24 protein-coding genes are annotated in these 23,953 nt (G+C 45.1%); 5 read left to right on the forward strand and 19 right to left on the reverse strand.

Features of this window, described 5'->3' with window-relative positions; all coding sequences use genetic code 11:
• Nucleotides 1-225: 225 nt before the first annotated feature.
• The 5 genes from ACIGBN_RS04265 to ACIGBN_RS04285 form a co-directional block, all read right to left on the reverse strand.
• The gene (locus ACIGBN_RS04265) at nt 226-1,416 is read right to left on the reverse strand and encodes a CmpA/NrtA family ABC transporter substrate-binding protein (RefSeq protein WP_133003118.1); all 1,191 of its coding nucleotides are present in this window, start codon (nt 1,414-1,416) and stop codon (nt 226-228) included.
• A complete protein-coding gene (locus ACIGBN_RS04270; RefSeq protein ID WP_165942980.1) occupies nt 1,413-2,015 on the reverse strand; it encodes an ANTAR domain-containing response regulator in 603 nt (200 codons plus the stop codon). The genes ACIGBN_RS04265 and ACIGBN_RS04270 overlap by 4 nt, the downstream gene beginning before the upstream one ends.
• Nucleotides 2,016-2,219: 204 nt before the next feature.
• Nucleotides 2,220-2,864, reverse strand: a complete 645-nt coding sequence (locus ACIGBN_RS04275) for a response regulator transcription factor (protein ID WP_396663818.1) — start codon at nt 2,862-2,864, stop codon at nt 2,220-2,222.
• A 105-nt stretch (nt 2,865-2,969) separates the two neighbouring features.
• Nucleotides 2,970-4,304 (reverse strand): HlyD family type I secretion periplasmic adaptor subunit, encoded by a 1,335-nt coding sequence (locus ACIGBN_RS04280; RefSeq protein ID WP_133003116.1) that lies wholly within the window; start codon nt 4,302-4,304, stop codon nt 2,970-2,972.
• 1 nt (nt 4,305) lies between these two features.
• Entirely contained in the window at nt 4,306-6,642 is a 2,337-nt protein-coding gene (locus ACIGBN_RS04285) for a type I secretion system permease/ATPase (RefSeq protein WP_396663820.1), read from the reverse strand.
• Nucleotides 6,643-6,783: 141 nt separating this feature from the next.
• Here ACIGBN_RS04285 and ACIGBN_RS04290 point away from each other — a divergent pair, with 141 nt between their 5' ends.
• The gene (locus ACIGBN_RS04290; protein WP_133003114.1) at nt 6,784-7,149 is read left to right on the forward strand and encodes a hypothetical protein; all 366 of its coding nucleotides are present in this window, start codon (nt 6,784-6,786) and stop codon (nt 7,147-7,149) included.
• A gap of 77 nt (nt 7,150-7,226) precedes the next feature.
• Here ACIGBN_RS04290 and ACIGBN_RS04295 read toward each other — a convergent pair whose 3' ends face one another.
• From ACIGBN_RS04295 to ACIGBN_RS04315, 5 genes are all read right to left on the reverse strand, one after another.
• Nucleotides 7,227-9,182 (reverse strand): EAL domain-containing protein, encoded by a 1,956-nt coding sequence (locus tag ACIGBN_RS04295; RefSeq protein ID WP_396663822.1) that lies wholly within the window; start codon nt 9,180-9,182, stop codon nt 7,227-7,229.
• A gap of 10 nt (nt 9,183-9,192) precedes the next feature.
• On the reverse strand, nt 9,193-9,822 hold the full coding sequence (locus ACIGBN_RS04300; RefSeq protein ID WP_243712010.1) for a transglutaminase-like cysteine peptidase: 630 nt from the start codon (nt 9,820-9,822) through the stop codon (nt 9,193-9,195).
• 77 nt (nt 9,823-9,899) lie between these two features.
• Nucleotides 9,900-10,187, reverse strand: coding sequence for a DUF1244 domain-containing protein (locus ACIGBN_RS04305; protein WP_133003112.1), 288 nt, complete (start codon nt 10,185-10,187; stop codon nt 9,900-9,902).
• Between the two features lie 9 nt (nt 10,188-10,196).
• On the reverse strand, nt 10,197-10,817 hold the full coding sequence (locus tag ACIGBN_RS04310) for a tRNA-uridine aminocarboxypropyltransferase (protein ID WP_396663824.1): 621 nt from the start codon (nt 10,815-10,817) through the stop codon (nt 10,197-10,199).
• Between the two features lie 17 nt (nt 10,818-10,834).
• Complete coding sequence (locus ACIGBN_RS04315; RefSeq protein ID WP_396663826.1) at nt 10,835-11,560, reverse strand: pyridoxine 5'-phosphate synthase; 726 nt, start codon at nt 11,558-11,560, stop codon at nt 10,835-10,837.
• 152 nt (nt 11,561-11,712) lie between these two features.
• On the opposite strand from ACIGBN_RS04315, the gene ACIGBN_RS04320 reads away from it, so the two are divergent.
• From ACIGBN_RS04320 to ACIGBN_RS04330, 3 genes are all read left to right on the forward strand, one after another.
• On the forward strand, nt 11,713-12,387 hold the full coding sequence (locus ACIGBN_RS04320; protein ID WP_396663828.1) for a DNA-3-methyladenine glycosylase I: 675 nt from the start codon (nt 11,713-11,715) through the stop codon (nt 12,385-12,387).
• A 28-nt stretch (nt 12,388-12,415) separates the two neighbouring features.
• Entirely contained in the window at nt 12,416-13,063 is a 648-nt protein-coding gene (locus ACIGBN_RS04325) for a DsbA family oxidoreductase (RefSeq protein WP_133003108.1), read from the forward strand.
• Nucleotides 13,064-13,226: 163 nt separating this feature from the next.
• On the forward strand, nt 13,227-13,421 hold the full coding sequence (locus ACIGBN_RS04330) for a (2Fe-2S)-binding protein (protein WP_133003107.1): 195 nt from the start codon (nt 13,227-13,229) through the stop codon (nt 13,419-13,421).
• Nucleotides 13,422-13,425: 4 nt separating this feature from the next.
• On the opposite strand, the gene bfr (ACIGBN_RS04335) is transcribed toward ACIGBN_RS04330, so the two are convergent.
• The 3 genes from bfr (ACIGBN_RS04335) to parC all read right to left on the reverse strand — a co-directional run bounded on the left by bfr (ACIGBN_RS04335) (nt 13,426) and on the right by parC (nt 16,806).
• A complete protein-coding gene (gene bfr / locus ACIGBN_RS04335) occupies nt 13,426-13,890 on the reverse strand; it encodes a bacterioferritin (protein ID WP_133003106.1) in 465 nt (154 codons plus the stop codon).
• An 11-nt stretch (nt 13,891-13,901) separates the two neighbouring features.
• Complete coding sequence (gene bfr / locus ACIGBN_RS04340; protein ID WP_133003105.1) at nt 13,902-14,375, reverse strand: bacterioferritin; 474 nt, start codon at nt 14,373-14,375, stop codon at nt 13,902-13,904.
• A 118-nt stretch (nt 14,376-14,493) separates the two neighbouring features.
• The gene (parC, locus tag ACIGBN_RS04345) at nt 14,494-16,806 is read right to left on the reverse strand and encodes a DNA topoisomerase IV subunit A (protein WP_133003104.1); all 2,313 of its coding nucleotides are present in this window, start codon (nt 16,804-16,806) and stop codon (nt 14,494-14,496) included.
• Between the two features lie 177 nt (nt 16,807-16,983).
• Here parC and ACIGBN_RS04350 point away from each other — a divergent pair, with 177 nt between their 5' ends.
• Nucleotides 16,984-17,679 (forward strand): hypothetical protein, encoded by a 696-nt coding sequence (locus tag ACIGBN_RS04350; protein WP_396663830.1) that lies wholly within the window; start codon nt 16,984-16,986, stop codon nt 17,677-17,679.
• An 11-nt stretch (nt 17,680-17,690) separates the two neighbouring features.
• Here the strand turns inward: ACIGBN_RS04350 and ACIGBN_RS04355 are convergent, their stop codons facing one another.
• From ACIGBN_RS04355 to ACIGBN_RS04380, 6 genes are all read right to left on the reverse strand, one after another.
• Nucleotides 17,691-18,575 carry a GNAT family N-acetyltransferase gene (locus tag ACIGBN_RS04355; protein ID WP_396663832.1) on the reverse strand — a complete coding sequence of 295 codons (885 nt, stop codon included), beginning with the start codon at nt 18,573-18,575 and terminating at the stop codon, nt 17,691-17,693.
• Nucleotides 18,576-18,771: 196 nt separating this feature from the next.
• The gene (gene speA, locus ACIGBN_RS04360; RefSeq protein WP_396663833.1) at nt 18,772-20,667 is read right to left on the reverse strand and encodes a biosynthetic arginine decarboxylase; all 1,896 of its coding nucleotides are present in this window, start codon (nt 20,665-20,667) and stop codon (nt 18,772-18,774) included.
• A gap of 170 nt (nt 20,668-20,837) precedes the next feature.
• On the reverse strand, nt 20,838-21,797 hold the full coding sequence (gene lipA, locus ACIGBN_RS04365; protein WP_133003100.1) for a lipoyl synthase: 960 nt from the start codon (nt 21,795-21,797) through the stop codon (nt 20,838-20,840).
• A gap of 1 nt (nt 21,798) precedes the next feature.
• Nucleotides 21,799-22,443, reverse strand: a complete 645-nt coding sequence (gene lipB, locus ACIGBN_RS04370; protein ID WP_133003099.1) for a lipoyl(octanoyl) transferase LipB — start codon at nt 22,441-22,443, stop codon at nt 21,799-21,801.
• A complete protein-coding gene (locus ACIGBN_RS04375) occupies nt 22,444-22,749 on the reverse strand; it encodes a YbeD family protein (protein ID WP_133003098.1) in 306 nt (101 codons plus the stop codon).
• Nucleotides 22,750-22,773: 24 nt separating this feature from the next.
• Nucleotides 22,774-23,922: a D-alanyl-D-alanine carboxypeptidase family protein gene (locus ACIGBN_RS04380; protein ID WP_133003097.1), complete on the reverse strand. Its 1,149-nt coding sequence runs from the start codon at nt 23,920-23,922 to the stop codon at nt 22,774-22,776.
• Between the last annotated feature and the right edge of the window lie 31 nt (nt 23,923-23,953).

Raw genomic sequence — 23,953 nt, forward strand, 5'->3', positions numbered from 1 at the left:
ATAATTAGCGCTCGTTGCTAACCTCACCAAACTGTCATCGGAAGCGTTTTTCTATCCGACTGTCTATATAACTCTCTTAATCCTAATAAAGCACGGAGCATGCCAAAAAAAATAAACCATTGATTATTAATAATTTTATTCATATTCAGCAAACAAGTGTGTCATCTAGTATCAATAAAGCAGATCATTTTTGGGCATATTTTTTCAACCCTGCACCATGACTAATCAAAAACGAAGACCATGTAACACCCCATCAGGGTGCAACTGAACGCGATTCGCTGTGACCGCCGTTAAAAACGCTTTTTCTTGCTCTTCACTGATTTTCCTACCAGCCTCTTCAGGTCGAGCTAGACCAAGCGCTTGATAGTAGAGATCTTGACGATACACCTGCTCCACAATTTGATTCAAAGGCGGAAGTTGTGCCAGTTGTTGCCATCGAGACATCTGCGCCATTATCCATAATGCATAATTAGGCAGCGGCCGATTGATATCGACCCCAGAAAAGCGCTGATAAGCTTCCATTGGCCAATCAAATTGCCCTTTTGGCTTCAAGGTATTAAAGCCATACATCAGCTGCTCAGCAGAACAATTTAAATAATCTGGATGACTCAATATGGTCAATAATTCAGCCTGATTCTGTTTATCATCGACCCACTGACAGGCACGATTAAGGGCGCGTATCATGGCTAAATACACCTCTGGATGTTGCGCCGCCCAGAGCGAATTCACCCCAAATACTTTTTCTGGCGTACTACCCCATAAGTCGTACCCAGTCACCAATATATGACCCACACCCTGCTCGACTGCCAAACTGTTCCAAGGCTCACCAACACAATAACCATCTATCTCACTTTTTTTCAGATAATCGACCATCTGTGCAGGTGAAACAACGATAATCTGGAGGTCTTTATCTGGGTCGATCCCAGCCTGAGCCAACCAGTCACGAAGTTGGTAGTTGTGGGAAGAATAAGGGTAAACAATGGCAAAACGAAGCGCTGGATCGGTTGGCTCTTTTTTATCTAATAAGCGCTTTAAGGCCGCGCCTGAGCGGATATCTTCAGGACCATTGCTGTTGCTAAGCAGTTTTTGATACAAGGCATTGCTGACGGTAATCGCATTGCCGTTGTGACTTACTGTAAAACTGGTTTCCATCGCCGTTTTAACGGTCCCAATGCCCAAACTTGCCGCTATCGGTAATGACGCCAGCATATGCGCCCCATCCAATACATTAAACGCAACCTTATCTCTAATGCTCGCCCATGAGGCTTCTTTGGACAGGGTTACTTGAACCCCTTCAGCTGAAAAAAAGCCTTTTTCATGAGCAACAACAAAAGGCGCACAATCAATTAAAGGAATAAAGCCGACTCGGACCGGCTCGCTGTGCGTTATCACTTTGCTAGAACCAAACACGCTCATTTTGCTTCCCCCAATAATTCCATGACAGAGATGACGTTTCTTGCCACATCGATCATGCGCTGACTTCGATCCATGGCTAACTTTCTTAGGGCTTGGTAAGCCGCAGGTTCATCACAAGCTTGATGCTTCATAATTAGACCTTTTGCCTTCTCTATGACTTTTCTATCCTCAAGCTGACTTTTCACCGAGTCCAGCTCCAAGCGGAGCGCCTGAAATTCCCGAAAACGCGCAATGGCCACTTGCAACAAGGCTTTGACACTGCCACTTTGCACACCATCTACCACATAAGCGCTCACCCCTGCTCGGATCGCGGCTTCAACGTATTTGGAGTCATCTTCTTCAGCGAACATCACAATCGGTCTGGGGTTGTCTTTGGTTAAGCGAGACATATTCTCCAACATATCTCTGTCTGGCGACTCAATATCAATAATCACCATATCTGGCTGACTTTCCGTTACGGCTTGGGTCAAATTTCGCGCGTTCTCAAGACGCCGAATCACTCGATAACCGCTGTCTAACATAGCTTGTTCTACGATGGCCGCTCGGGCTGGCTCATTATCAACAAGCATGACAGTCAATTCTTTGGCTGGGGGGGTCATGTGCAGTCTCTCGAAAACAGCTATAAACACCTTAATGAAGCAATAAGTGCGCCATAATGAGACAGGAAAAGGCTAAATCAAATCGTCAGTGTGCAGAAGCCTACTGGCAACAAAGCTGGAGAAGGGTGTTTTTTTGTATGGAATTAAATACGTTAGCCGCGGACGGTGCAGCTAACATAATACAATGGTTCAACAGGGAATATCTTAGTGCGTAAAAGACGAGCCTTGCACCAAAAGAGCCAACGAAAGGCGATCTTTGGTCTGAGTTTTTTTAAATATGGCGGTAAGGTGAGATTTTACCGTTCTTTCTGTGATGTCCATTTCATAAGCTATTTGCCTATTTGAGAGCCCGTGGGCAATAAAACGCACCACATCTTGCTCTCGTTCGGACAGCGTCATGAGCAACTCAGTATCTTCAACTTGTTGCGCTTGAGGTAGCGATTGGGCGATTAAATTTTGAATAAACTGCTTACCACCCCATATTTCACCAGCATCAATCACTGACAAGGCTAGGGCGAGCTGCTCTTTTGCAATATAAGGTGAGCATTGCCCACTAACCCCAAGAGAAAGCAATCTTAATGCCGCATTCTGACTCGGCTGATTAGGAAAGACGACTATTTTGATCGACGGATAAGCACGGCGTAATAACGCCACATCTTCTACTTTTTTGGAAAAATTCTCATCTTCTAAAAACACAAAAAGGTATTGGAAATCGCCCTCTTCTTTTCCATCAAGATGAGATTGAACCTCTTGCATATCGAGAACGCGAGTCAGCACAGTCTCTTTTTTTACTACTTTTTCCCAATGATTCCATACAGTGTCATCCGTATTCCAGCACAAAATATTCAAAGCGTCCCTCACCTACTTCTGTTGTTGCTATTCATTCTACTTTCGATGTAAAAAGCAGACTGTGAAAATTTGTTACTCTTTCTTCTAACACAGTACTCTTTTGTATCATCTCTCATGCAAGGCATTTTGCTTGGCTTTGATAATCGGTTTTAACAAATAATCCAACAAGGTTTTCTTCCCTGTGATGACATCGACTGTCGCCTGCATACCAGGAATAATAGGCAGATTTTGCTGGTCACTGCCCAAGTAATTACGGTCTGTTCTCACTCGCACTAGATAAAAACTTTCCCCCTCTTCATCTACTATGGTATCGGCACTGATATTTTCAACCGTCGCCTGTAATCCACCATACACAGAGAAGTCATACGCGGTCAGTTTCACCACCGCATGCAATCCAGGTTTAATAAAGCCAATATCCTTAGGCCTTACTTTTGCTTCTATTAATAAAGAGTCTTCGATCGGAACAATTTCCAGCAGATTCATACCAGGCGTGATAACACCCCCAACGGTGTTAATCTGCAACTGCTTCACGATGCCTTTAACAGGCGACCTTACTTGAGTCCGAGATACCTTATCTTGCAAGGAGACATTGGCTTCACGAAGCTGATCCAGCTTGCTGCGCACTTTGGTCAAATCCTCTTGCGCATCAGCGCGGAACTTTGTCGTGCTCTCGTTCAACTTGTTTTCCGCTTCTTTTAAAGCGGATCTCGCTCTGGGTAGCGCCAACTTAGTCGCATCCAAATCCCCTTTAAGTTGGTTCACCTGCCTTTCTAGTTGCAGCAACTCAACACGCGACACCGCCCCTTGCTCAAAAGCCGGACGCGTTAAATTCAACTCTTCTGTTGATAATTCAAAGCTACGCTGTAGGTTACTTAATTTGGCTTTCTGCTCAACTATTTCTTGTTGTTTTTGCGCCACCTGTTGATCGAAGACAAGTTGATTACTGCGCAGTGATGCCGCCCGGTTTTTATACAGCTCCATCTCTCGACTAACCACATCCGGGTGCAGGGCTCTCATTTCAGAATCAAAATTGGGTTCTTTGCCTAATGCTTCCGCTTGTAAGCGAGTGGCGCGGGCTCGTAAATTGACCGACTCCGCTTCTTGCTCTCTAAGAGACGAAACCGCTTCGGTGTTTTCTATCGTCATCAGGATTTGACCGCGTTCAACCGTCTGGCCTACACGAGTATTGATTTCTTTGAGGATACCCCCTTCCAAGTTCTGAATCTGTTGAACTTGGCTAGAAGGAATAACCTTGCCTTCCCCGACGGTTATTTCATCAAAATCCGTGTTGTCGGCCCAGATAACGGCGGCCACCACAAAGATAAAAATAACCCATAGAATGATGCGGCCACCACGCGGGGTTTTTAACATCAGTGCTGAGTTTTTATCGTTCAAAAAACCCAAATCACTTTGTGAGATCTTATTCGATTTTTTTGTCATGCTAACTAACCTTAAGCTTGCCTTGTCGAAGCGCCTCATGAACCTGCGCTTTTGGACCATCTGCAATTAATCGACCGTTATCCATCACAATAATTCGATCAACCATGTCCAACATTGACGCTTTATGAGTGATCAGTATCAAGGTTTTGTCTTTAACAACATTCATCAAACGACGCTTCATTCTTGTCTCAGTGGTGTTGTCCATAGAAGCCGTCGGCTCATCTAAAATCAAAATCGGCGGATCGAATAACAAGGCACGTGCGATGGCAATACTCTGACGCTGACCACCGGATAATTGCATGCCACGCTCACCAACAATACTGTCTAAACCACTGGGTTTGCGGTTCGCAAACTCAGACACGCCTGACAGCTCAGCGGCGCGCAAAATGGCTTCGTCTTCCATGTAAGGAACACCCATGACAATGTTGTCGCGTATGGAACCATAAAACAGGGTCACATCTTGCGATACGGAGCCAACATTACGACGTAAGTCTGTTGGATTAACCTGGCGAACATCCACACCATCGACACGAACCGCGCCATCCATTGGCGTATAAAGCCCAGTCATTAACTTACCAAGCGTTGATTTACCAGAACCGATCCGGCCAATAATCCCCACCTTTTCACCCGGCTTGATGTTGATGTTAATCGCACTGATTGCCGCTTGTTCTTGCTCAGGGTAAGCAAAACTGACGGCATCAAACTGAAACCCCCCTTCAAATTTTGGACGGTGAACAAACTTCACATCATCTGGATTCTCGACTGGAGAACTCATGATTTCGTTTAACGCAGTAAAGGCGGACTTAGCTTGATTATAACGAGTGGCTAATCCGGCCACTTGCGCCATAGGCCCAAGAGCACGACCGGTTAACATAACAGACGCCACCAGCGCCCCCATGCTCATATTGCCCTCAGAAATCTGATACACACCGACGATGACGATTACAACCGTCGTCAGTTGCTGTGCCATCGCGGCAAAAGACGAACAAGATTGCGCCAATTGACGGGTTTTTACCCCCCAATCCGCAATGTTCCCAACGGCATTTTCCCATTTCTGCTGCAACACACCTTCTGCGTTGTTCAATTTAACGCTCTCGGCGTTATACAAACTTTCAATCAGTACCGCATTCTTTTGCGAAGCCGTTTTTTGGCTTTCTTCAATTGAACGACGCAGCGGTATTTGGATTATCACGCTGTACATAAGAATCAAGAAGATGGTGATAATAGGTATGTAGCCAACCGGGCCACCAATCAACCAAATCACGCCCACAATTAGAAACATAAAAGGAATGTCTACTAATGTAGTAATGGAAGCCGAGGTAATAAAATCTCGTATACTTTCAAATTCTTGCAGATTTTTAGCAAACGCCCCAACCGATTGAGGACGAGACGCCATGGTAATATTGTTTACTTTAGAAAAAATCGAAGCTGATATCAGAATGTCCGATTTTTTCCCTGCAATATCAATAAAGTACGCCCGTAATGTGCGTAATAAAAAGTCGAACATATAGACAACTGTCGCGCCAATCGCCAATACCCACAAGGTATCAAACGCGTTATTGGGCACCACTCGGTCATAGACATTCATCACAAAGAGCGGGCTGGCGACCGCAAAAATATTAATCAGTAAGGAGGCAATAAACACATCTCGGTAGATCCGCCAAGACTGTGTAATGGTTCCCCAAAACCAATGTTTCTTACTGGCTTTTTCACTCTCTTTTTCTGAGCGTTTATCAAACTGATAAACCGGTTTAACAAAGAAACAATAACCACTGTAGGATGCCATCAGCTCAGATAATGGCAATGTAAACTCACCCTCACCAGCTTCAGGACGCATGATGGTCGCGGTTTTATCCTGTTGATTGACACCCAACAGAACACACGCATGCTGGTCTTTTAACAATAAAACAGCAGGCAACACCATACTTGGTATTTTAAGTAAAGGACGTTTAATAAATCGCGAGCTGATACCAATGCGTTTCGCAGCGCGCTTGAACAGCGCAGGCGTCATATCGTTATCTGTAATCGGCAGCCCTGCCGCAATTGAGTCGGCGGAATAAGGGTTATGGAAATATTTACTGAGCAATACGAGACAATCAAGAAGCGGATTTGGATACTCTAAGTCGCTTCCTTCTACTTGCCATTGAGGGGCTGAGGCAGGCTCATCTGTTGTCGCTTGGTGCGGCGCATCATCAGGTAGCTCTTGCTTTGCGGCAGAGCCAGTGTCTTCTTGGTTTGAGAGAGCATCAGAGCTCTGTTCTTCTTTCACATTGACGTCAGCTGGCGCTTCGTCAGAAGCAGAAGTATCACCTTGCCCTGTTCGAATGGAGTCAGACATACTTCCTTTTACTCCTTAAACATAAAAAAAACATAAACTTAGAAATCGACTTCAGATAGTTATAGTCTAGAATAGAGCTTATTAAGTAAGATAGAAAGTCAGATTCTTGAACTATACAAAATAATACAATGGGGAAACGCTGTGCTCTATGCAAAAATAAATAAGGATGGCGACATTATAGATGTAGCCACAACACAATCAAATGACTACAAGCTGCTTGTTGCGCCAGATGACCCAGTTGTTGCCGCGTTATTAGAGTCTAAATTCAAAAGCACTGAAGAAAGCACCCAAGAACTGCTGAGTGGCTCTGACGGCGACATGATGCGAATCATTGAAGACTTGATCGATCTATTGAGTGAAAAGCGCATTATTCAATTTACAGAATTGCCGATGGCTGCTCAGAAGAAATTATTGAGTCGAAAATGGGTGCGTGGCGTTCACAACGGCGGCGAAGACAGCCTGATCGACGATGAGTTTGCCAATAACGACAATGACTCCTTGATTTAATCCAGGTGAGCAGCCCGATATAAATCAACAAGTCATTGTTTATTCAGAGCCCTTGAGTGGGCTTAGCCTTATTAGCTTTACATATCTTGGGCTCGGTCAACAACAAAGCCTTGTCCTGCCGCAATATCAAACTTCGCCAATCGACTTAATTGTTGCTCGCTTTCAATTCCTGTCGCAACCACTTGAATATTCAGGCTACTAAACATCTTACATAAGATATGCATGAAAAAGGATTCAGATTCTTTGCCCGTGGCCATCTTGGTATACGATGGGTCTACTTTCACATAATCTGGCATGAGCTGCTGTAAATAATGGAAGGTAGTGAATTGCTTACCCACATTGTCCACACCAAAACGCACATCATGTTTTCTCAGCAGTTGAGACAAGACGAACACCTGCTCTTCAGCCGCAAGTACGTTTTGCTCGGTGACTTCAAAGACAAGCTGATGACGAAGCGCGCTGTCTAACCCTTGCAAGGTATGATCCAGCCAAGTCATGAATTCAGGTTTTGAATAAGAGGATGCCGCCAGGTTAATCGCTAAGGCTGGCAAGTCCGTACTTTTGCGACGACGAATAAACTCAATGACACGTAAGATAACCACTTTATCCAGTTGATCACCAAGGTCAAACTGTTCAGCCAAACCGATAAAGTAGCCTGCATGGTATTGTTTTCCCTCGTGTTCCAGACTGGCAAACACTTCCTCATGCATCACCTTTTTATCTTCTTCAAAAAACACCACCTTCTGCTTTCTTAACAGGAAGGCTTTATTGGCAATCGCTCGCTCTAATATTTCTTTCCAAGCCTGTCGACCAATGGCCGTTTCTTGCCCTGTAATGGCATCAAAAACACGACTGGTATTCGTGCCATTGGCTTTCGACTCCCGCAGCGCCGCGTCGGCTTGCGCCATAGCATTAGAACGACTCACCTTACCGCTTAATGAGACCGCGCCAATATTCGCAACCGCATCGCCATAGGAAATCTGGTTTGGAATCAGCGTCATCAAGCCGTCCAAGATATCATCGACGACGCGCTGCAATCTGGCTTGATCAATATTGGGAATCAAAATAATGAAATCAGCACCAGACAAGCGTGCAATAGATGCTGAAGAGGCCACGCTTTGCACCTTCTCTGCCATGATCTGCGCAGACGCACGAATAAACATATCGGCCGCTTCATACCCGCGCTCATTATTGAGCTTGCCCAGATCAGAGAGATTCACCAGCAACAAGCCATCCATAGTACGATCATTGCTGGCAAAATAAGATTTGGCTTGGCTTTCAAAAAAGTGACGGTTGCCTAATCCACTAACCGGGTCTTTAAAGGCCTTAGCTTGCAACCACTGCACTGTTTCGGCTTCGGCGTCGAAGTCTTTTTCTAGTTTTTCAGTCAATCGATTCATCGACTGTACGACGGATTTTAGCTCCCGGGTTTTAGGCAACTTATCCATCTTAATAAATTGACGTTGCTGAATCGCTTCCGCTTGTTTTTCCACTTCGGCTAAAGGCTTAAACAAATACCGCAGCGCAATACTGCCAAACAAGATGGTCATCACACCGATAATCACAAACGACAGCAATAAGTCCCTGCTGGCTTCCCATAGTTGGTAATAGCCGTAACCCGCGCTACCGGTAATGTACACCTGACCTAGTTCATTCCAACCATTAGAAATCACCGCATTGGCCTGTGGTACATCAAAACTGATTAACTTAATAAACCACTGTGGTACGCCGTTAATTTTGGTCTCGTTTGCACGCACAATGTCTTTGTCTGTGGCGTACACATGAATACGTACTTCAGAAAAATAGCCACTGTCAAACACCGCATTAATGGCACTGTCCACCGACGCGTAATCTTCCTTCGCCATAAAGTCTGACACAGTCATACTGAGCGAGGTTGCCGAATCTTGTGTTGTCGACTCAAGCTGATTAATCAAATAGCCTTTTGTTGTATTGAAGTTAATCCCCATCACAACCACTAGTATTACTGAAAAAATGACAACAATCGTCATCATTAACTGGCGAAATAGCGTCACTCTGATTCTCCTAGTTATTGTACGTAGCGAGTCGGTTGTTTAAATCGGTCCAGAGACTCAAGCGCGATGAACCTCCCACCAGTTGCCCGCGTCCTTTTTCTTTTGAAAGCCACAGATTTTTCGCGTTAAAAGAGTAAATAGGCAATAAATCCGGGCGCTGGGAGGCTGGTTTTAACGTTTTATCTAAATTATCCAAAAGAACAGGGATCGAGGTTGGCTTATGATAATACGCCAACACCATATGATGCTGATTGAGAGTCAGCGACTTAACGTACACCAAACGCAGTTGCTCATCTGGCACACCTAGCTCGCGCAACGCAAAGTATTTCGCAATGGTAAAATCTTCGCAGTCCCCTCCTCTTGTCGCGAGAAACTCAATCGGGGTGGCCCAATAATCTTCTTTGCCCCAATGTTTAATATCACTGACAAAGTCCATCATATTAAAAAAATTATTCACCTTCGCTAGTTTCTCGACAATCGGCAGGTCTTTGGATTCATCAATCATCGCTCGCCAAGCAAAGATCCGTTGCTCTGCACTCCTGCCATATTGTTTACCCACTTTTTGAGCGATGGCAAAATATTTATCAGAAATATCAGCATACAACCAAAATTGAGGAATAACACACAGAATCAATGACAAGCATACGACCCGTTTATTAGGCCGTATACTTTTCAGGAAGGAAAACAAAGAAACAAGCAAGCGCAGCACCTAAAGCCTTATTTAGACGCTTTAGCGGCGAATGCAGCAAGCTGTTCTGCGGTGGCGGCAGGCTGATACTTGTCTTTCCACTGCGCATAAGGCTCACCATAGACATATTCTCGGGCGTCTTCATAAGCCACTTCAACGCCTCTCTCTTCGGCTTCTGCGACATACCATTTACTCAAGCAATTACGACAAAAGTCCGCCAAATTCATCAGATCAATATTTTGCACCGACTTGTTATCGTCCAAATGTTTCAAGAGACGACGAAAAACCGCGGCTTCAATTTCAGTTTGCTTATCCATGAAAGTACCTTAATGTTTAATTTCAATAGTGGGGACCGGTTGCTTATGCTCGCTCGGTTGACGACGCCATTGCCACTTTATGGATGCGACCATGAAATCTCGAATTGGTTGCATTTCTTCTGCGGCGATTTTCTCAACGGCATAACAGCAGGCCTCTAATGTAGACAGAGCACAGGCATTTGGAGATTTACGAATTTCGTAATTAGGCGCTGGCGGAGACGCAAAATGCACACTCGGTATAGAATGAAGAAATGGCTGACTCAAATAGAATCGTTTTGCCTTTCGCCATGTTGCATCAATCAGAATAATACCCTCAATGGTCGCCGCTACGTCGCTTGTTAAGGCTTCAATCGGTTGCGCCTGTTCAGCGGGATACAGCACTCGCCATTTCGTCAGATCTAACGCCTGTAAACGCTCTGGTAACCTAACATCATCCATCCCTATGCATTCTACTTGCGGCAACACCAAGGTGAGCAAAGCCACCGTATTCTTAGCATGCTTTGCTTCTTTCGGGTCCTGCAGCACAATAATACGCACCCCGACTTGTCGAGGCGCTGGCAATAAGTGGCAGACACATTGCGCGGTTAAAAAATGGCAGCGAGTACAGGTTTGTCGTTTACTGCTGCCCATCAGTTACCACTCATCCCTTAAGACAACTTTTCTAGGTACGCTCGCACCACATTATCCCAACCTAGGTCTAACGCTTCCGCGGTTAACGCATGACCGATCGACACCTCTGTAATGCGCCCAGGCTTACACAAGCGTTCAATGTTCATCAGATCTAAATCGTGACCGGCATTGACACCAAGCCCTACCTCTAAAGCGGCTTGCGCTGTGTCTTGATAGCGCTGTGCAATCGCTTCAAAGTGTTCGTCGCCATAATGATTCGCGTATTCTTCGGTGTAAAGCTCAACGCGGTCCGCACCCACTTCCTTGGCCAATGCCATGTTGTCGGCGTCAGGGTCCATAAACAACACCACTCGGATGCCTTTCTCTTTTAGTTTCGCAATCACTGGGCGCAATGCATCTTGGTCGCGGGCAATGTTCCAGCCATGATCTGATGTCAGCTGGTTAGGATCATCAGGCACGAGCGTGCATTGGTGAGGTTCCACTTCAAGCACCACACTTAAAAACTGCTCGTCCGGAAAACCTTCAATATTAAGCTCAGCACCAGGGTAGCTTTTTAACAGTTCTTTTAAATCGTAGGCGTCTTGGTACGTCGCATGGCGCTGATCGGGTCTTGGATGAATGGTGATCCCAAACGCCCCTAAATCCAAGGTGCGTTTTGCCATCTCGACCATGTTAGGGTAATTTCTGCCACGAGAATTTCGAAGTAAGCCTATTTTATTCAGGTTAACGCTTAAGTGTGTCATTTCACTTCTCTCGATCTGTCTAAATGTATTTCATCGCATTATAAGACAAAGCCTTAGCAGACATCACTAAAATACCACATCAATTCCTCTTATCGACCCCGCTCAGCTTCCTATCCTTGTGGTAAACTTCCCGCCAATAGATAGGAGTAGCCATGCAGTACGAACCATTCCAAACGATTTATGATCGCGCCGCGTTACGACACGGTGGCCAACAAAACCTTGAACAGCAACTGACCAAACCTGCCAGCGTGGCACAACTTTACCAACAATCAGATGATCGTTGGTTGGCCGCTTTTTCGCAGAAAATTTTTCAGTCAGGCATTAATTGGCAAGTGGTAAGAAACAAGTGGGAAGGTTTTGAACGCGTTTTCTTTGGCTTCGATATTGAGAAAATGTTACTGATCCATCATGAAATGTGGGAAGAAAAAGCCAAAGATACCCGCATTATCCGTAACTTCGGCAAAGTCATGACGATCCGTGAAAACGCCTTTATGATCCATGAATGCCAGCGTACGCACGGCTCCTTCGCCAAATTTGTTGCCGATTGGCCCACCAGCGACATCACAGGCTTATGGACCTATCTGAAACAACATGGCCAACGACTCGGTGGTAACACAGGCCCGTATACATTAAGAATCATGGGCAAAGACACCTTTCTAATGACACGAGACGTCGAAGGCTACTTACGCCTGCACGATATTATTACCACAGGAAAAGACACAAAATCCGCTCTGCTGGCCGCTCAAACGGCTTTTAACCATTGGCAACAAGAAAGCGGCCGATCGCTAAATGAAATCAGCCAATGCATCGCAATGAGCGTCAATTAACTTTAAAAATCACCGTTTAGGAGAAAACATGGCCGACCTGCGCATCGATATCATTTCAGATGTTGTTTGCCCTTGGAGCTATCTAGGGTATACCAGATTGAAGCAAGCAATTGACCAATTGGGCGACGATTATCGCATTGATATTCGCTGGCAGCCCTTTGAGCTGCACCCTGACATCTCCCCAGAAGGGGAAGACAGAGAAAGCTACCTAACAAAGCGCTTTGGCAGCCAAGAGAGACTAAATGAAGCCACCCACGCGCTGCAGCAAGTTGGCATAGAAAATGGCATCACCTTTAACTTCTCTGAAAAAGATCGCCTGCCAAACACCAAGCTAGCACATCAATTTATCTTAGCCGCCAGCAAGGTCGATTTGGCAACGCCTTTGGTGCTTGCCCTGTTCCACGCGCACTTCACGCTCGGCCAAGACATTGGCAAAAAAGCCAAGCTGGAAGAAATTGCCCTAAGCATTGGCATGCAAGACAATGACATTCAGTACGCTTATCAAGAAAAAGCGCTCACTATTGTCAATAAAAAAATAGCACGCTTAAAAAGTCTGGACATCACCTCTGCCCCAACCTATGTGATCAATGATCAATACATGGTCCATGGCGCCCACGACCCAGAAGCCTTTCTAAAAATTCTTCACGACATTGCCAACAAAACACCGACAGCCTAACCTCTTTTTTGTACGAATTAGCCTTTAGGCTAATTCGTACAAAATTCACTCAAAGTTAAAATCTATCAAAGAAAATAAATAGATAAATTTTTATCCGTTGATAATCATTTGCATTCGAACTAGAATCGCATTATTGGAACATTAACGAGAGTGATTTTCATTTATGTACGTATGTCTTTGTAACGGCGTTACCGATGGCCAGATTAAACAATCCATCCAAGAAGGTGCGACGACCATGAAAGCCCTGTATCAGGAAACGAATCTGGGGAACCAGTGTGGGAAATGCTGCCAATGCGCGAAAAAGATATTAAACGATGAGCTTCTGCAGATTGCAGAAACCCAGTTTCAAGCCGCTTAATGATTTACATTTGAGACTGAAGGTAGTTTTCCAAACCAGATGAGGCAATAAGCATCTGCTGTGTTTCTAACCAATCAATCTGCTCTTCCTGCTCTTCTTGAATATTTTCTAGTGCATCTCGACTCATGAAATCGAGCTTGGTTTCGCACAATTCAATGGCGTCTTTTAGCACGACCAAGGTATCCAGCTCCAACGCCAAATTCGCAGCAATCATCTCTTCGCTGTTTTCGCCAATGCGTAACCGACCTAAATCCTGAAGATTCGGCAAGCCTTCCAGAAACAAAATTCGCTCAATCAATCGATCGGCATTTTTCATTTTCTGAATAGACGTTTTATAGTCTGCTTTATCCAGAGCACTAAAACCAAAATCTTTAAACATGCGAGCATGCAAAAAGTACTGGTTAATGCCCACAAGCTCATTGGCCAACACCTTGTTCAAGCTCGCTAGTACTTCGCGATCACCTTTCATAAAATGCTCCCTTATTTGCCCATTTGTGACTGGATATAGTTCTGCATACCAATTTTGTCCATCAAGCCAAGCTGTTGCTCTAGCCAGTACACATGATCTTCTTCGGTATCAAACAAGAGTTTTTCTAGCATTTCGCGTGTTTGATAATCCTTTTCCTCTTCACACAAGGCGATCGCTTCACGCACACAAGCAACCACTTCAAGCTCTAGAGTCAGGTCATTGGCCATGGCAGAACGCACATCAGAGCCAACCAACAAATCACGTCGCTTCGTCATGCATGGCACGCCCTCAAGAAACAAAATTCGTTTGATCAACCAATCTGAATGCTGAGTTTCTTCTTCCATCTCATGATTTAATCGCTCGTAGAGCTTATCCATGCCCCAATCATCATACATACGTGAATGAATAAAATACTGGTCAATGGCCGCCAGTTCGTTTGCTAATAGCTTATTCAAGCCATCAATTACCTTTTTGCTACCTTTCATTTCACTCTTCCTCATTCCTATCAGGGATGTCCGTTTAATGCTTTTCGTTTAATGCTTAGCGCCCAACTCATGAGCTGGCGTAACCACACCAGCTCATCTTTACTCTAGTTCAATTTTGCTATTTTTCAGCCACGTCTTCTACGCCACTGTCGCCTTTATTTGGCTTACCTTCACCCACTTTAACGTCGAGGGTATCAATGCGCTGGAAGCCTCTTGGCAATTTCAAACCACGACGTCCACGCTCACCGATGTAATCCTGTAGATCTTTTTCCGTAAAGGAGATAAAGCGCTTGCCTGCGTACGCCATCAACAGGTCGTTAGGCAACACACACGCCATGGAGACAAGCAACTCTTCTCGCTCTGCGGCACGCGCACTCGGAATGCTCAACATTTTATTCCCTTTGCCTTTCGCCATTTGTGGCAAAGAAGCGACATCAAACACCAGCATGCGACCTTCATTGGAGATCACCACCACGCGCCCTGATTGCGGATTTTCAACCAACACAGGCGCCATAACCTGCGCGCCTTTTGGCAAGGTCAATGTGGCTTTACCCGCTTTGTTTTTCGCATAAAGGTCTTTTAGCTGTGCCACAAAACCGTAGCCTGCATCGCTTGCAATAAGGTAATGGGCCTCTTCGCTGTCTAATACCGCTGCGACAATAGTGACGTCTTTCTCAAGGCTGATGCGCCCCGTGATGGGCTCGCCCTGTCCGCGTGCAGACGGCAAGGTGTGCGCCTTCATAGAATAGGTACGCCCATTCGATGCTAACAACACCAACGTCTGATTTGAGCGCCCTTTGGCGCTGACCAAGTAACCGTCGCCTGATTTGTAGCTAAGCCCTTCTACGTCAAGGTCATGCCCTTTACCGGCACGAATCCAGCCTTGCTTAGAAATAACCACAGTAATAGGGTCATTGGACAGTAGGTCTTCTTCATTGAACGCTTGCGCTTCCTTACGCTCCACAATTGGGGTTCGACGATCGTCACCAAACGCATCAATGGCTTCACGAATTTCTTTTGAAATAAGCTTCTTCAATTTGCTATCAGAAGACAGCAAGCTTTCTAGTTGCAAGCGCTCTTTTTCAAGCTCATCTTGTTCCGCTTTAATACGCACTTCTTCAAGCTTCGCCAAATGACGCAATTTCAACTCTAAGATGGCTTCAGCTTGAATGTCGGTGAGGCCAAAACGCGCCATCAACTCAACTTTGGGCTTTTCTTCAGTACGGATGATATCGATCACTTCATCGATATTCAGAAAGGCGACCAACAAACCCGCCAAAATATGCAGTCGACTATTTACTTTATCTAAGCGGAACTGCAAGCGACGACGCACCACATCAATGCGGAAACGCAGCCATTCTGACAAAAAGTTTTTCAGCGGTTTGACTTGTGGCAAACCATCCAAACCAATCACATTCATATTAACGCGATAGGATTTTTCTAAATCGGTTGTCGCAAAAAGATGCGTCATCACAGAGTCAATATTAACCCGGTTAGACTTGGGCACTATGACCAAGCGCGTCGGATTCTCATGATCAGATTCATCTCGTAAATCCACCACCATCGACAGTTTTTTAGCGGGGTTTTTATCCTGCATTTGAGCGGCAATTTGCTCAAGAATCTTGCTACCAGACACCTGGTGAGGCAATTCATGAACAACAATCTCGCCCTCTTCTATCTCGTAGCGGGCACGCGCTTTAATTTGCCCTTTTCCGGTTTCATAGAGTTTACGAATGTCGCTACGGGGTGTGACTATCTCGCCCCCTGTTGGGAAATCAGGCCCTTGAATAAAACCAAGAAGATCATCCAATTCTGCTTTTGGGTGATTCAATAAATGAATGCACGCCTCACCCACTTCTCGTAAGTTATGAGGAGGAATGTCGGTCGCCATCCCCACCGCGATCCCTGTGGTACCGTTGAGCAATAAATTGGGGAGACGCGCAGGCAACACCGACGGTTCCTGCAAGGTGCCATCAAAGTTAGGTACCCAATCGACTGTACCTTGGCTCACTTCACGCAATAACACATCGGCGTATTTAGACAATCGCGATTCGGTATAACGCATGGCAGCGAACGATTTAGGGTCATCAGGTGCCCCCCAGTTTCCTTGTCCATCGACCAAAGGGTAACGGTAGGAAAACGGTTGCGCCATTAACACCATGGCTTCATAACACGCGCTGTCGCCATGGGGGTGAAATTTACCTAACACATCGCCCACAGTTCGAGCGGATTTTTTGTACTTAGCAGACGCCTTTAAACCTAACTCGCTCATCGCATACACAATACGACGTTGTACCGGTTTTAGCCCATCGCCAATATGCGGTAAGGCACGATCCAAAATCACGTACATTGAGTAGTTTAAGTACGCTTTTTCTGTATAGTCTTTTAATGAAAGTGTTTCATTCGACTCGAAATTTGACAGCTCACTCAAGGAGAATTTCCTTCTACAGCGTTTTTCAGTGTGTCGTTAGTAGCACACCAATAATTGAAAAAATAGTTTGCCCGTACTATAAAGAAACATCGTTATGGCCTGCAACCTTAGCTTGGAAGTTTATCTAAGGTAGATGACTATCTCATCCATATATTGCGTTATTGCAAAGGGATCTATATGAATAAGCACCACTCCAGCTTTTCGCCTTACCCTATTCAGCACGAGCTTGGTAAAGGCGGTTGCTCTTCTATTATTCACAGGAAAGACAACATAGGCATTCGTCACGAGCATTTGTTACAAGACTCAACACCCAGCCGTTTCTACCAAGCCACCGACAAGTGCTTCCTGTTTATTTTATCTGGCGAGCTCTTTCTAAAAAGCCAACACAATGAGATACACCTTAAAAAGAACCAAGGCAGCTGGCTGCCCAGTACTGCAATCACAGTAGCAACCTTGTTATCACCAGAAGTCCGACTCTGTATTGTTACCTTTTCCACTTACCCGAAACAAACCGAGAAAGTCACTCAATTCAATAAGGTATCATCCGGCAACATCACCAGTATTGTGGAAAAAAGTGGTGTCACCATATGGCCTCTGTATCAAGGAGAAGAAGGGGTTATCGCCATTCATAGCTATCCAGCACACTATAAAGAAACCCCTTACTATCATAAGCACACTGACCAATACCTACTCTGCTTAGACGGAAAAATGGCCTTATCAATCAATAAACAGGCGTTCAAATACTGCCCTGATATTGGACAGTACCTGCCAAAGATGACACGCAAAGCCGTGTTCAACCCTAACAACAAAAGCATTACCGTACTGAGCATCACTACCCCTTACCCAGAAAAAGGCCGCGTACTCGCTCTGTAAGTGCCGCGACACTAGCGCATCACCAAGGCGGTGAGCACGTGATCCTCCCACTGGCCATTTATTTTCAGATAATGTTTAGCGTAGCCTTCTTTAACAAAATTTAATTTCTCCAGTACCGCAGCACTGCGTGCATTTCTAGGCATGTAATTCGCCTGAATTCGATCAATACGACACTCTTTTCGAAGGTATTCATTACCGGCGCTTAAGAATTCATGCATCAGTCCTTTGCCCTGCTCAGACTCTCGTAAGCTGTAACCAAGGTGACAAGACTGAGAGACCCCTCTGACCAGATTCGAATAATTCGCGTAACCCAACATATGGCGCTCATCAGGGGATAAGAAACAAAAGGCAACACCTTGATCTTCAAGGAAATCTCGGCGCATTTCACGGATTCGCAGTTTGCATAAAGCGGTAGAGTAATAAGCGTCTGTGCGCAATGGTTCCCAAGGAGCAAGGAACTCTTTTTCCTCTATTACGTAGGCTTTCAACAAGTCTACTTCTGACTCATCTAATATTTTAAGAACGCCTCGTGCGGTTTGGATACGGGGAAAACGTGATGAATGATCCGGTAAATTCGTCTGTTGAAATGAGTGACTTTCGACGACCTCAACCAATCGTAAGTGATACGAATCAAACCAAAATTGCTCAGCCAAAGACAGCGTTCGTCTCAATATTGTATTGTTCAACCAATGCTCAGCCGTGTCGCGATCTTGCCAATAAGTTAATAGTAAATCGGTTTCGCCTAACGAGCATTCTGCGGCAATGAATCCGGCTTGCTCTTTGGCCAAATCAATCAACTTATCGATCATAATCCGATAAGTCATATTCTCAAGCATAACACTGCTCGACAGTATCACAGCATAACAAGGCATACTGGGTTGAGAAGACGTCGTCATAATCATCCTAGTTAATGAAACGGTTCTTAAAAATGACACTCTTACTGTTTTTTATACGAAGCCAGCTTAAGCATGAATCTGCCGATCTTAAAACAAGGGGAAAACACACTTTGACCCAAAGAAAACATCCTCATCAAGCACCATAACAACATCAGGCTAAGACCTAAACACAGTGCCTTAGCCTGAATATCAGCGCTTAAGATAAGTAAGTAGAACCTCGCAATACTTTTTGATAAGTATCAATTAGCTTTGCCTGTTCCTGGCCATCTAGATCACTTGCAGAGACTTTCTCTTGATAGCGTTTTAACAAGGCTTGCTCATCATAGCTTACGTACTTAAGTACGTCCTGAACACTGTCCCCCATCAACACATGGTCAATTCTAAAGCCATCTTCCGTCAGATAAACGTCCACAGAGCTAGTGTCACCGAAAAGGTTATGTAAGTCACCTAAGGTTTCTTGGTAAGCCCCAACTAAGAAAAACCCCATTAGATAGTCTTCATTGATCGGAGGCGGCGGCAACGGCAAAGAAGACTCAATCCCCTGGCCATCCACATAACGATACAAACAACCATCTGAGTCACACGTAACGTCTTGTATTTTGCCTCTAAAAGACGGCGCTTGATCCAATCCTTGCAAGGGCAATACAGGGAACAACTGATCAATCCCCCACGCATCTGGCATGGATTGAAACACGGACAAATTAACAAACAGCTTTTCCGCCAAACGTTCATTCAGCTCATCGATCACCGGACGATGCCCACGGTTGCGGTTGTCTAATTTTGGCAACAAGTTACGACACGCCACGACAAAAAGGTTTTCGGCTTGAGCGCGCTGCTCAAGATTCAGCTGGCCGTGATTATAAAGAGTCAGGCTGTCATTAAAGTCATCTAACAAATCATGATAAATTTCGACCAGTGATCGAGTATCGCTTTCTTCGTTATTTTTTAAACTTTGGTAACAGTCCCAAAGGCGCTGTATTTCTAACACGCTGTCTGCATCTGGTGCTTCAATCGGCAGCAATTCCGCGCCGTGAGAAAACACATCCGCAATCATCATGGCATGGTGCGCCGTGACCGCACGACCGGATTCTGAAATCAGGTTTGGATGAGGCAAGTTGTATTGGTCACACACATTATGAAAAGCAAACACCACGTTATTCGCATACTCGCTAATGCTGTAGTTGGCAGAATAGGCACTTTGTGAGCGCGTTCCTTCGTAATCCACACCCAGTCCGCCGCCAACGTCCACCCACTTCACAGGCACACCCATTTGATGCAACTCAGAATAATAACGTGCGCACTCTTTCAGACTGTTCTGAATATCACGGATTTTGGTGATTTGAGAGCCAAGATGGAAATGAATCAACTCAAGGCAGTCCAGCATGTCTAAATCACGCAATCGATCAACCGCACGCAACAGTTGCGAGGTGGTCAAACCAAATTTGGACTTTTCACCACCACTGTTACTCCAATGCGTTGAGCTCGTCGACGCCAAACGAATACGAATGCCAATACGAGGCTTAACGCCTATTTTCTTCGCTTCGTCTAAAATAAGATCCAGCTCATGCAGCTTTTCAACCACAATAAACACTTGGTGACCCATTTTTTCAGCCATTAACGCCAAGTGAATAAACTCACGGTCTTTATAACCATTGCAGACAATAATGCCGTTAGGGTTTTGGTGCATCGCAAGCACCGCCATCAATTCAGGCTTACTGCCGGCTTCTAACCCTACCGTCGACGGATTGTCAGGTTGGCAACCTGCTATCTCTTCTACGACTCGGCGCTGCTGGTTCACCTTAATCGGATAAACAATCGAATAGTTCGCTTTATAATCATAATGCTCGATGGCTTGGCAGAATGATTCCGTGATCTTTTCGATTCTTGAATGCAGAATATTAGGAAAGCGCACTAAACAAGGATAAGGAATACCCTGCTCTTTCAGGGCTTTCGAGAGTTCAGTCAAATCAATGCTATTTTCTCTGTCTGGCAGCGCAATGGCACGGCCTTGATCGTTAATAGAGAAAAAACCAGCACTCCAGTGAGTGACATTATAAAGTTCAACAGAATCTTTCACTGACCAAGGCTTCATATTGCCTCCTAAAATTCAAATAAATACATCAAAACAAATCCCGCTGAGTGACATGAAATCAGAGCCTCAACCGCACTTGCCCTTATTTAGATTGTTGTCATGAGATAATAAAAAAGCGGGGCTAAGGGGGACTCCCTCAACTCCGCTCTTTTCAGTACTGTAATAATAGCTTAAGAAACGCGTTCGCCGTGAGCTTGCTTATCAGCGTGGTAAGAAGAACGTACTAATGGACCACAAGCAGCATGCTTAAAGCCAAGTTCTTTTGCAACTTCTTCATAACGCGCAAATTCTTCAGGCGGTACAAATCGCGCCATTGGGAAATGGTGTTTTGAAGGTTGCAAGTATTGACCAATCGTCAACATATCCACGTTATGAGCACGCAGATCTTTTAACACTTCAACGATTTCTTCAAACGTCTCGCCTAAGCCCACCATCAAACCTGATTTGGTTGGCACTTCTGGGCAACGATCTTTAAAGTTCTTGAGCAAATCAAGAGACCATTGGTAATCAGAACCTGGACGCACTTGACGGTAAAGGCGAGGAATGGATTCTAAATTGTGATTAAACACATCTGGTGGTGCAAGCTGCAAGATGTCCAACGATGTTTCCATGCGCCCACGGAAATCCGGCACCAAAGTCTCGATTTCAATGTTAGGGCTCAAAGCACGAGTTTCATTGATACAATCAACAAAGTGCTGCGCACCGCCATCTCGTAGATCATCACGGTCAACGGAGGTAATCACCACGTATTTTAATTTCATGTCACGAATGGCCGCCGCAAGCTCTTTTGGCTCATTCGGGCTTAATGCATTCGGACGACCGTGAGCAACATCACAAAAAGGACAACGGCGCGTACAAATTTCGCCCATGATCATGAAAGTCGCCGTACCATTACTGAAACATTCCCCTAAATTAGGGCAGTTCGCTTCTTCACATACAGAGGCTAGCTTATGCTCACGCAGTGTCTGCTTGATACGAGCAATTTCAGGAGAAGCAGGCATACGCACACGAAGCCAATCTGGCTTGCGTGGAATTTCTTCTGTTGGGACAATTTTTACTGGGATGCGGGCCATTTTATCGGCGCCACGAAGTTTTTCGCCTTGGACAACGCGTTTGCGTTCTGCAGTCATTCTATTTCCACCCTTGTTGGATAGTCGGATGTTTGTATCCGAGCTGTTCAGCAAGCTGGTTCGCCAACTGAACTTTAACATTAGAAAAATCGACCTGACTGCTCAAGCGAGCCATATCGACCATCTGAAGACCTTGATAGCCACATGGATTAATACGATTAAACGGGGATAAATCCATATCCACATTCAACGCTAAACCATGAAAAGAACAGCCTCGGCGAACTCTTAAGCCCAAGGAAGCGATCTTTTTTTCATCTACATAAACACCAGGGGCATCTGGCTTGGCATACGCCTCAATATCATTGAGTTTGAGAGTCTCAACAATGGCATTCTCTAACACACTGACCAAATCCCTTACGCCTATTCCAAGGCGTTTGAGATCAATCAGTACATAAGCTACCAGCTGGCCTGGGCCATGGTAAGTAACCTGCCCGCCTCGATCCACTTGAATAACAGGAATATCTCCTGGCGCCAGTAGATGCTCTTCTTTACCCGCTTGTCCTTGCGTAAATAAAGAAGGATGTTCAAGTAACCAAATTTCATCTTGATCTTCTTTCGAGCGAACTTGGGTGAATTCTTTCATTCGTTCCCAAGTTGTCTCGTAGGCAATCACGCCTAAATCACGGCAAATAAGGTCCTGATTCATTTATAGAACCATCTTAACCGCTTCAAGCGCCATAAGATCCTTATGCAAGTTTGCTAGCTGTTCTTCACTCTGAGCCAAAATACGGAAGCTGTAGCTGACAAAACGTCCCTTGCTTGAGCGATTGATATTAGTCGCTTCATTGCCCATTTCTGGAGCATGCACTTGCATGCATTTCACAATATCCACATGACAGTTATCAAGATCAAGTGCCACCACTTTAATCACATAGTTGTCACATGGAAATTCAATCTTGGGCGCATCAACTGCATTTTCAGCTTGATCGCCATCTTTTGTAATCAGAGCCATCGATAGTCCACTAGATCCTAAGACCTAAAATAAATTCATGAAGAAGAGTTTGATTTTATCAAATATACGCTTAAAGAAGCCACCTTGTTCAACAGGCTCAAGCGCAACAACATTGCGTTCTAATACAACATTGCCAGCGGTACCAACAACCACTTTACCAAGCACATCGCCTACTTTGATTGGCGCTTCAATTTCAGGGTTCATTTGTAAGCTTGCAGGAAGCGAGTCCGCATCTTGGCGCGGCAATGTTACCAATACGTCATCGGTAAAACCAACTTTCACTGTATTTTGGCTACCACCCCAAACACGGGCATTGTTCACCACTTGGCCACGGCTATAAAGCTTGCGTGTTTCGTAGTATCGGAAACCGTAATCCAATAATTTCTGAGATTCGCTAGCACGAGCTTCATCTGATTTTGTGCCCATGACAACGGTAATCAAACGCGTGCCATTGCGTACGGCAGAAGCGGCCAAGCAAAAACCAGCGGCTTCAGTATGGCCTGTTTTCAAACCATCTACGGACTTATCACGCCATAACAGACGATTGCGGTTAGGCTGACGAATGTTGTTATAGGTAAAGTACTTTTCCGCGTAAATTGGGTAATTTTCAGGGAACTGAGTAATGGTCGCACGCGCTACGATCGCAATATCGTGAGCACTAGAGTAATGATCGTCTGCTGGGTAGCCCGTCGCATTGACGAAATGAGAGTCTTTCATACCAAGCAGTTTAGCGTGCTGGTTCATCAAGTCAGCAAAAGCAGACTCACTGCCTGCAATGTGCTCTGCAATCGCGACAGTCGCATCATTACCAGACTGAACAATCATGCCTTGCATCAGTGTCATTAATGGCACTCTTGTGCCTTCACGAACGAAGGTACGAGACCCTTTCATGCGCCATGCTTTTTCACTGATGGTGACTTTATCATCAACACTGATATCACCGCGAGCTAGCTCATACTCAGTGATGTAAGCCGTCATTAACTTAGTCAGGCTGGCTGGCGGTAGTTTTTCATCCGCATTGTGAGACACTAAGATATCGCCGGTGTAAGCATCCATTAGGATATAACTGCTAGCGGCAAGTTCTGGTGGCGCAGGAATTAGCGAAGGCTCTGCGTGAACGGCATTGGCTGTTATGCCAAGAAATACGGATAAAATAATTAGGAGTCGCTTCATACTCTACAACATCGTCTGGTTAAAAAAAGTT

The organism is Marinomonas sp. NPDC078689 (assembly GCF_044542435.1).
In the GTDB taxonomy this organism is placed as follows: Bacteria; Pseudomonadota; Gammaproteobacteria; order Pseudomonadales; family Marinomonadaceae; genus Marinomonas; species Marinomonas arenicola.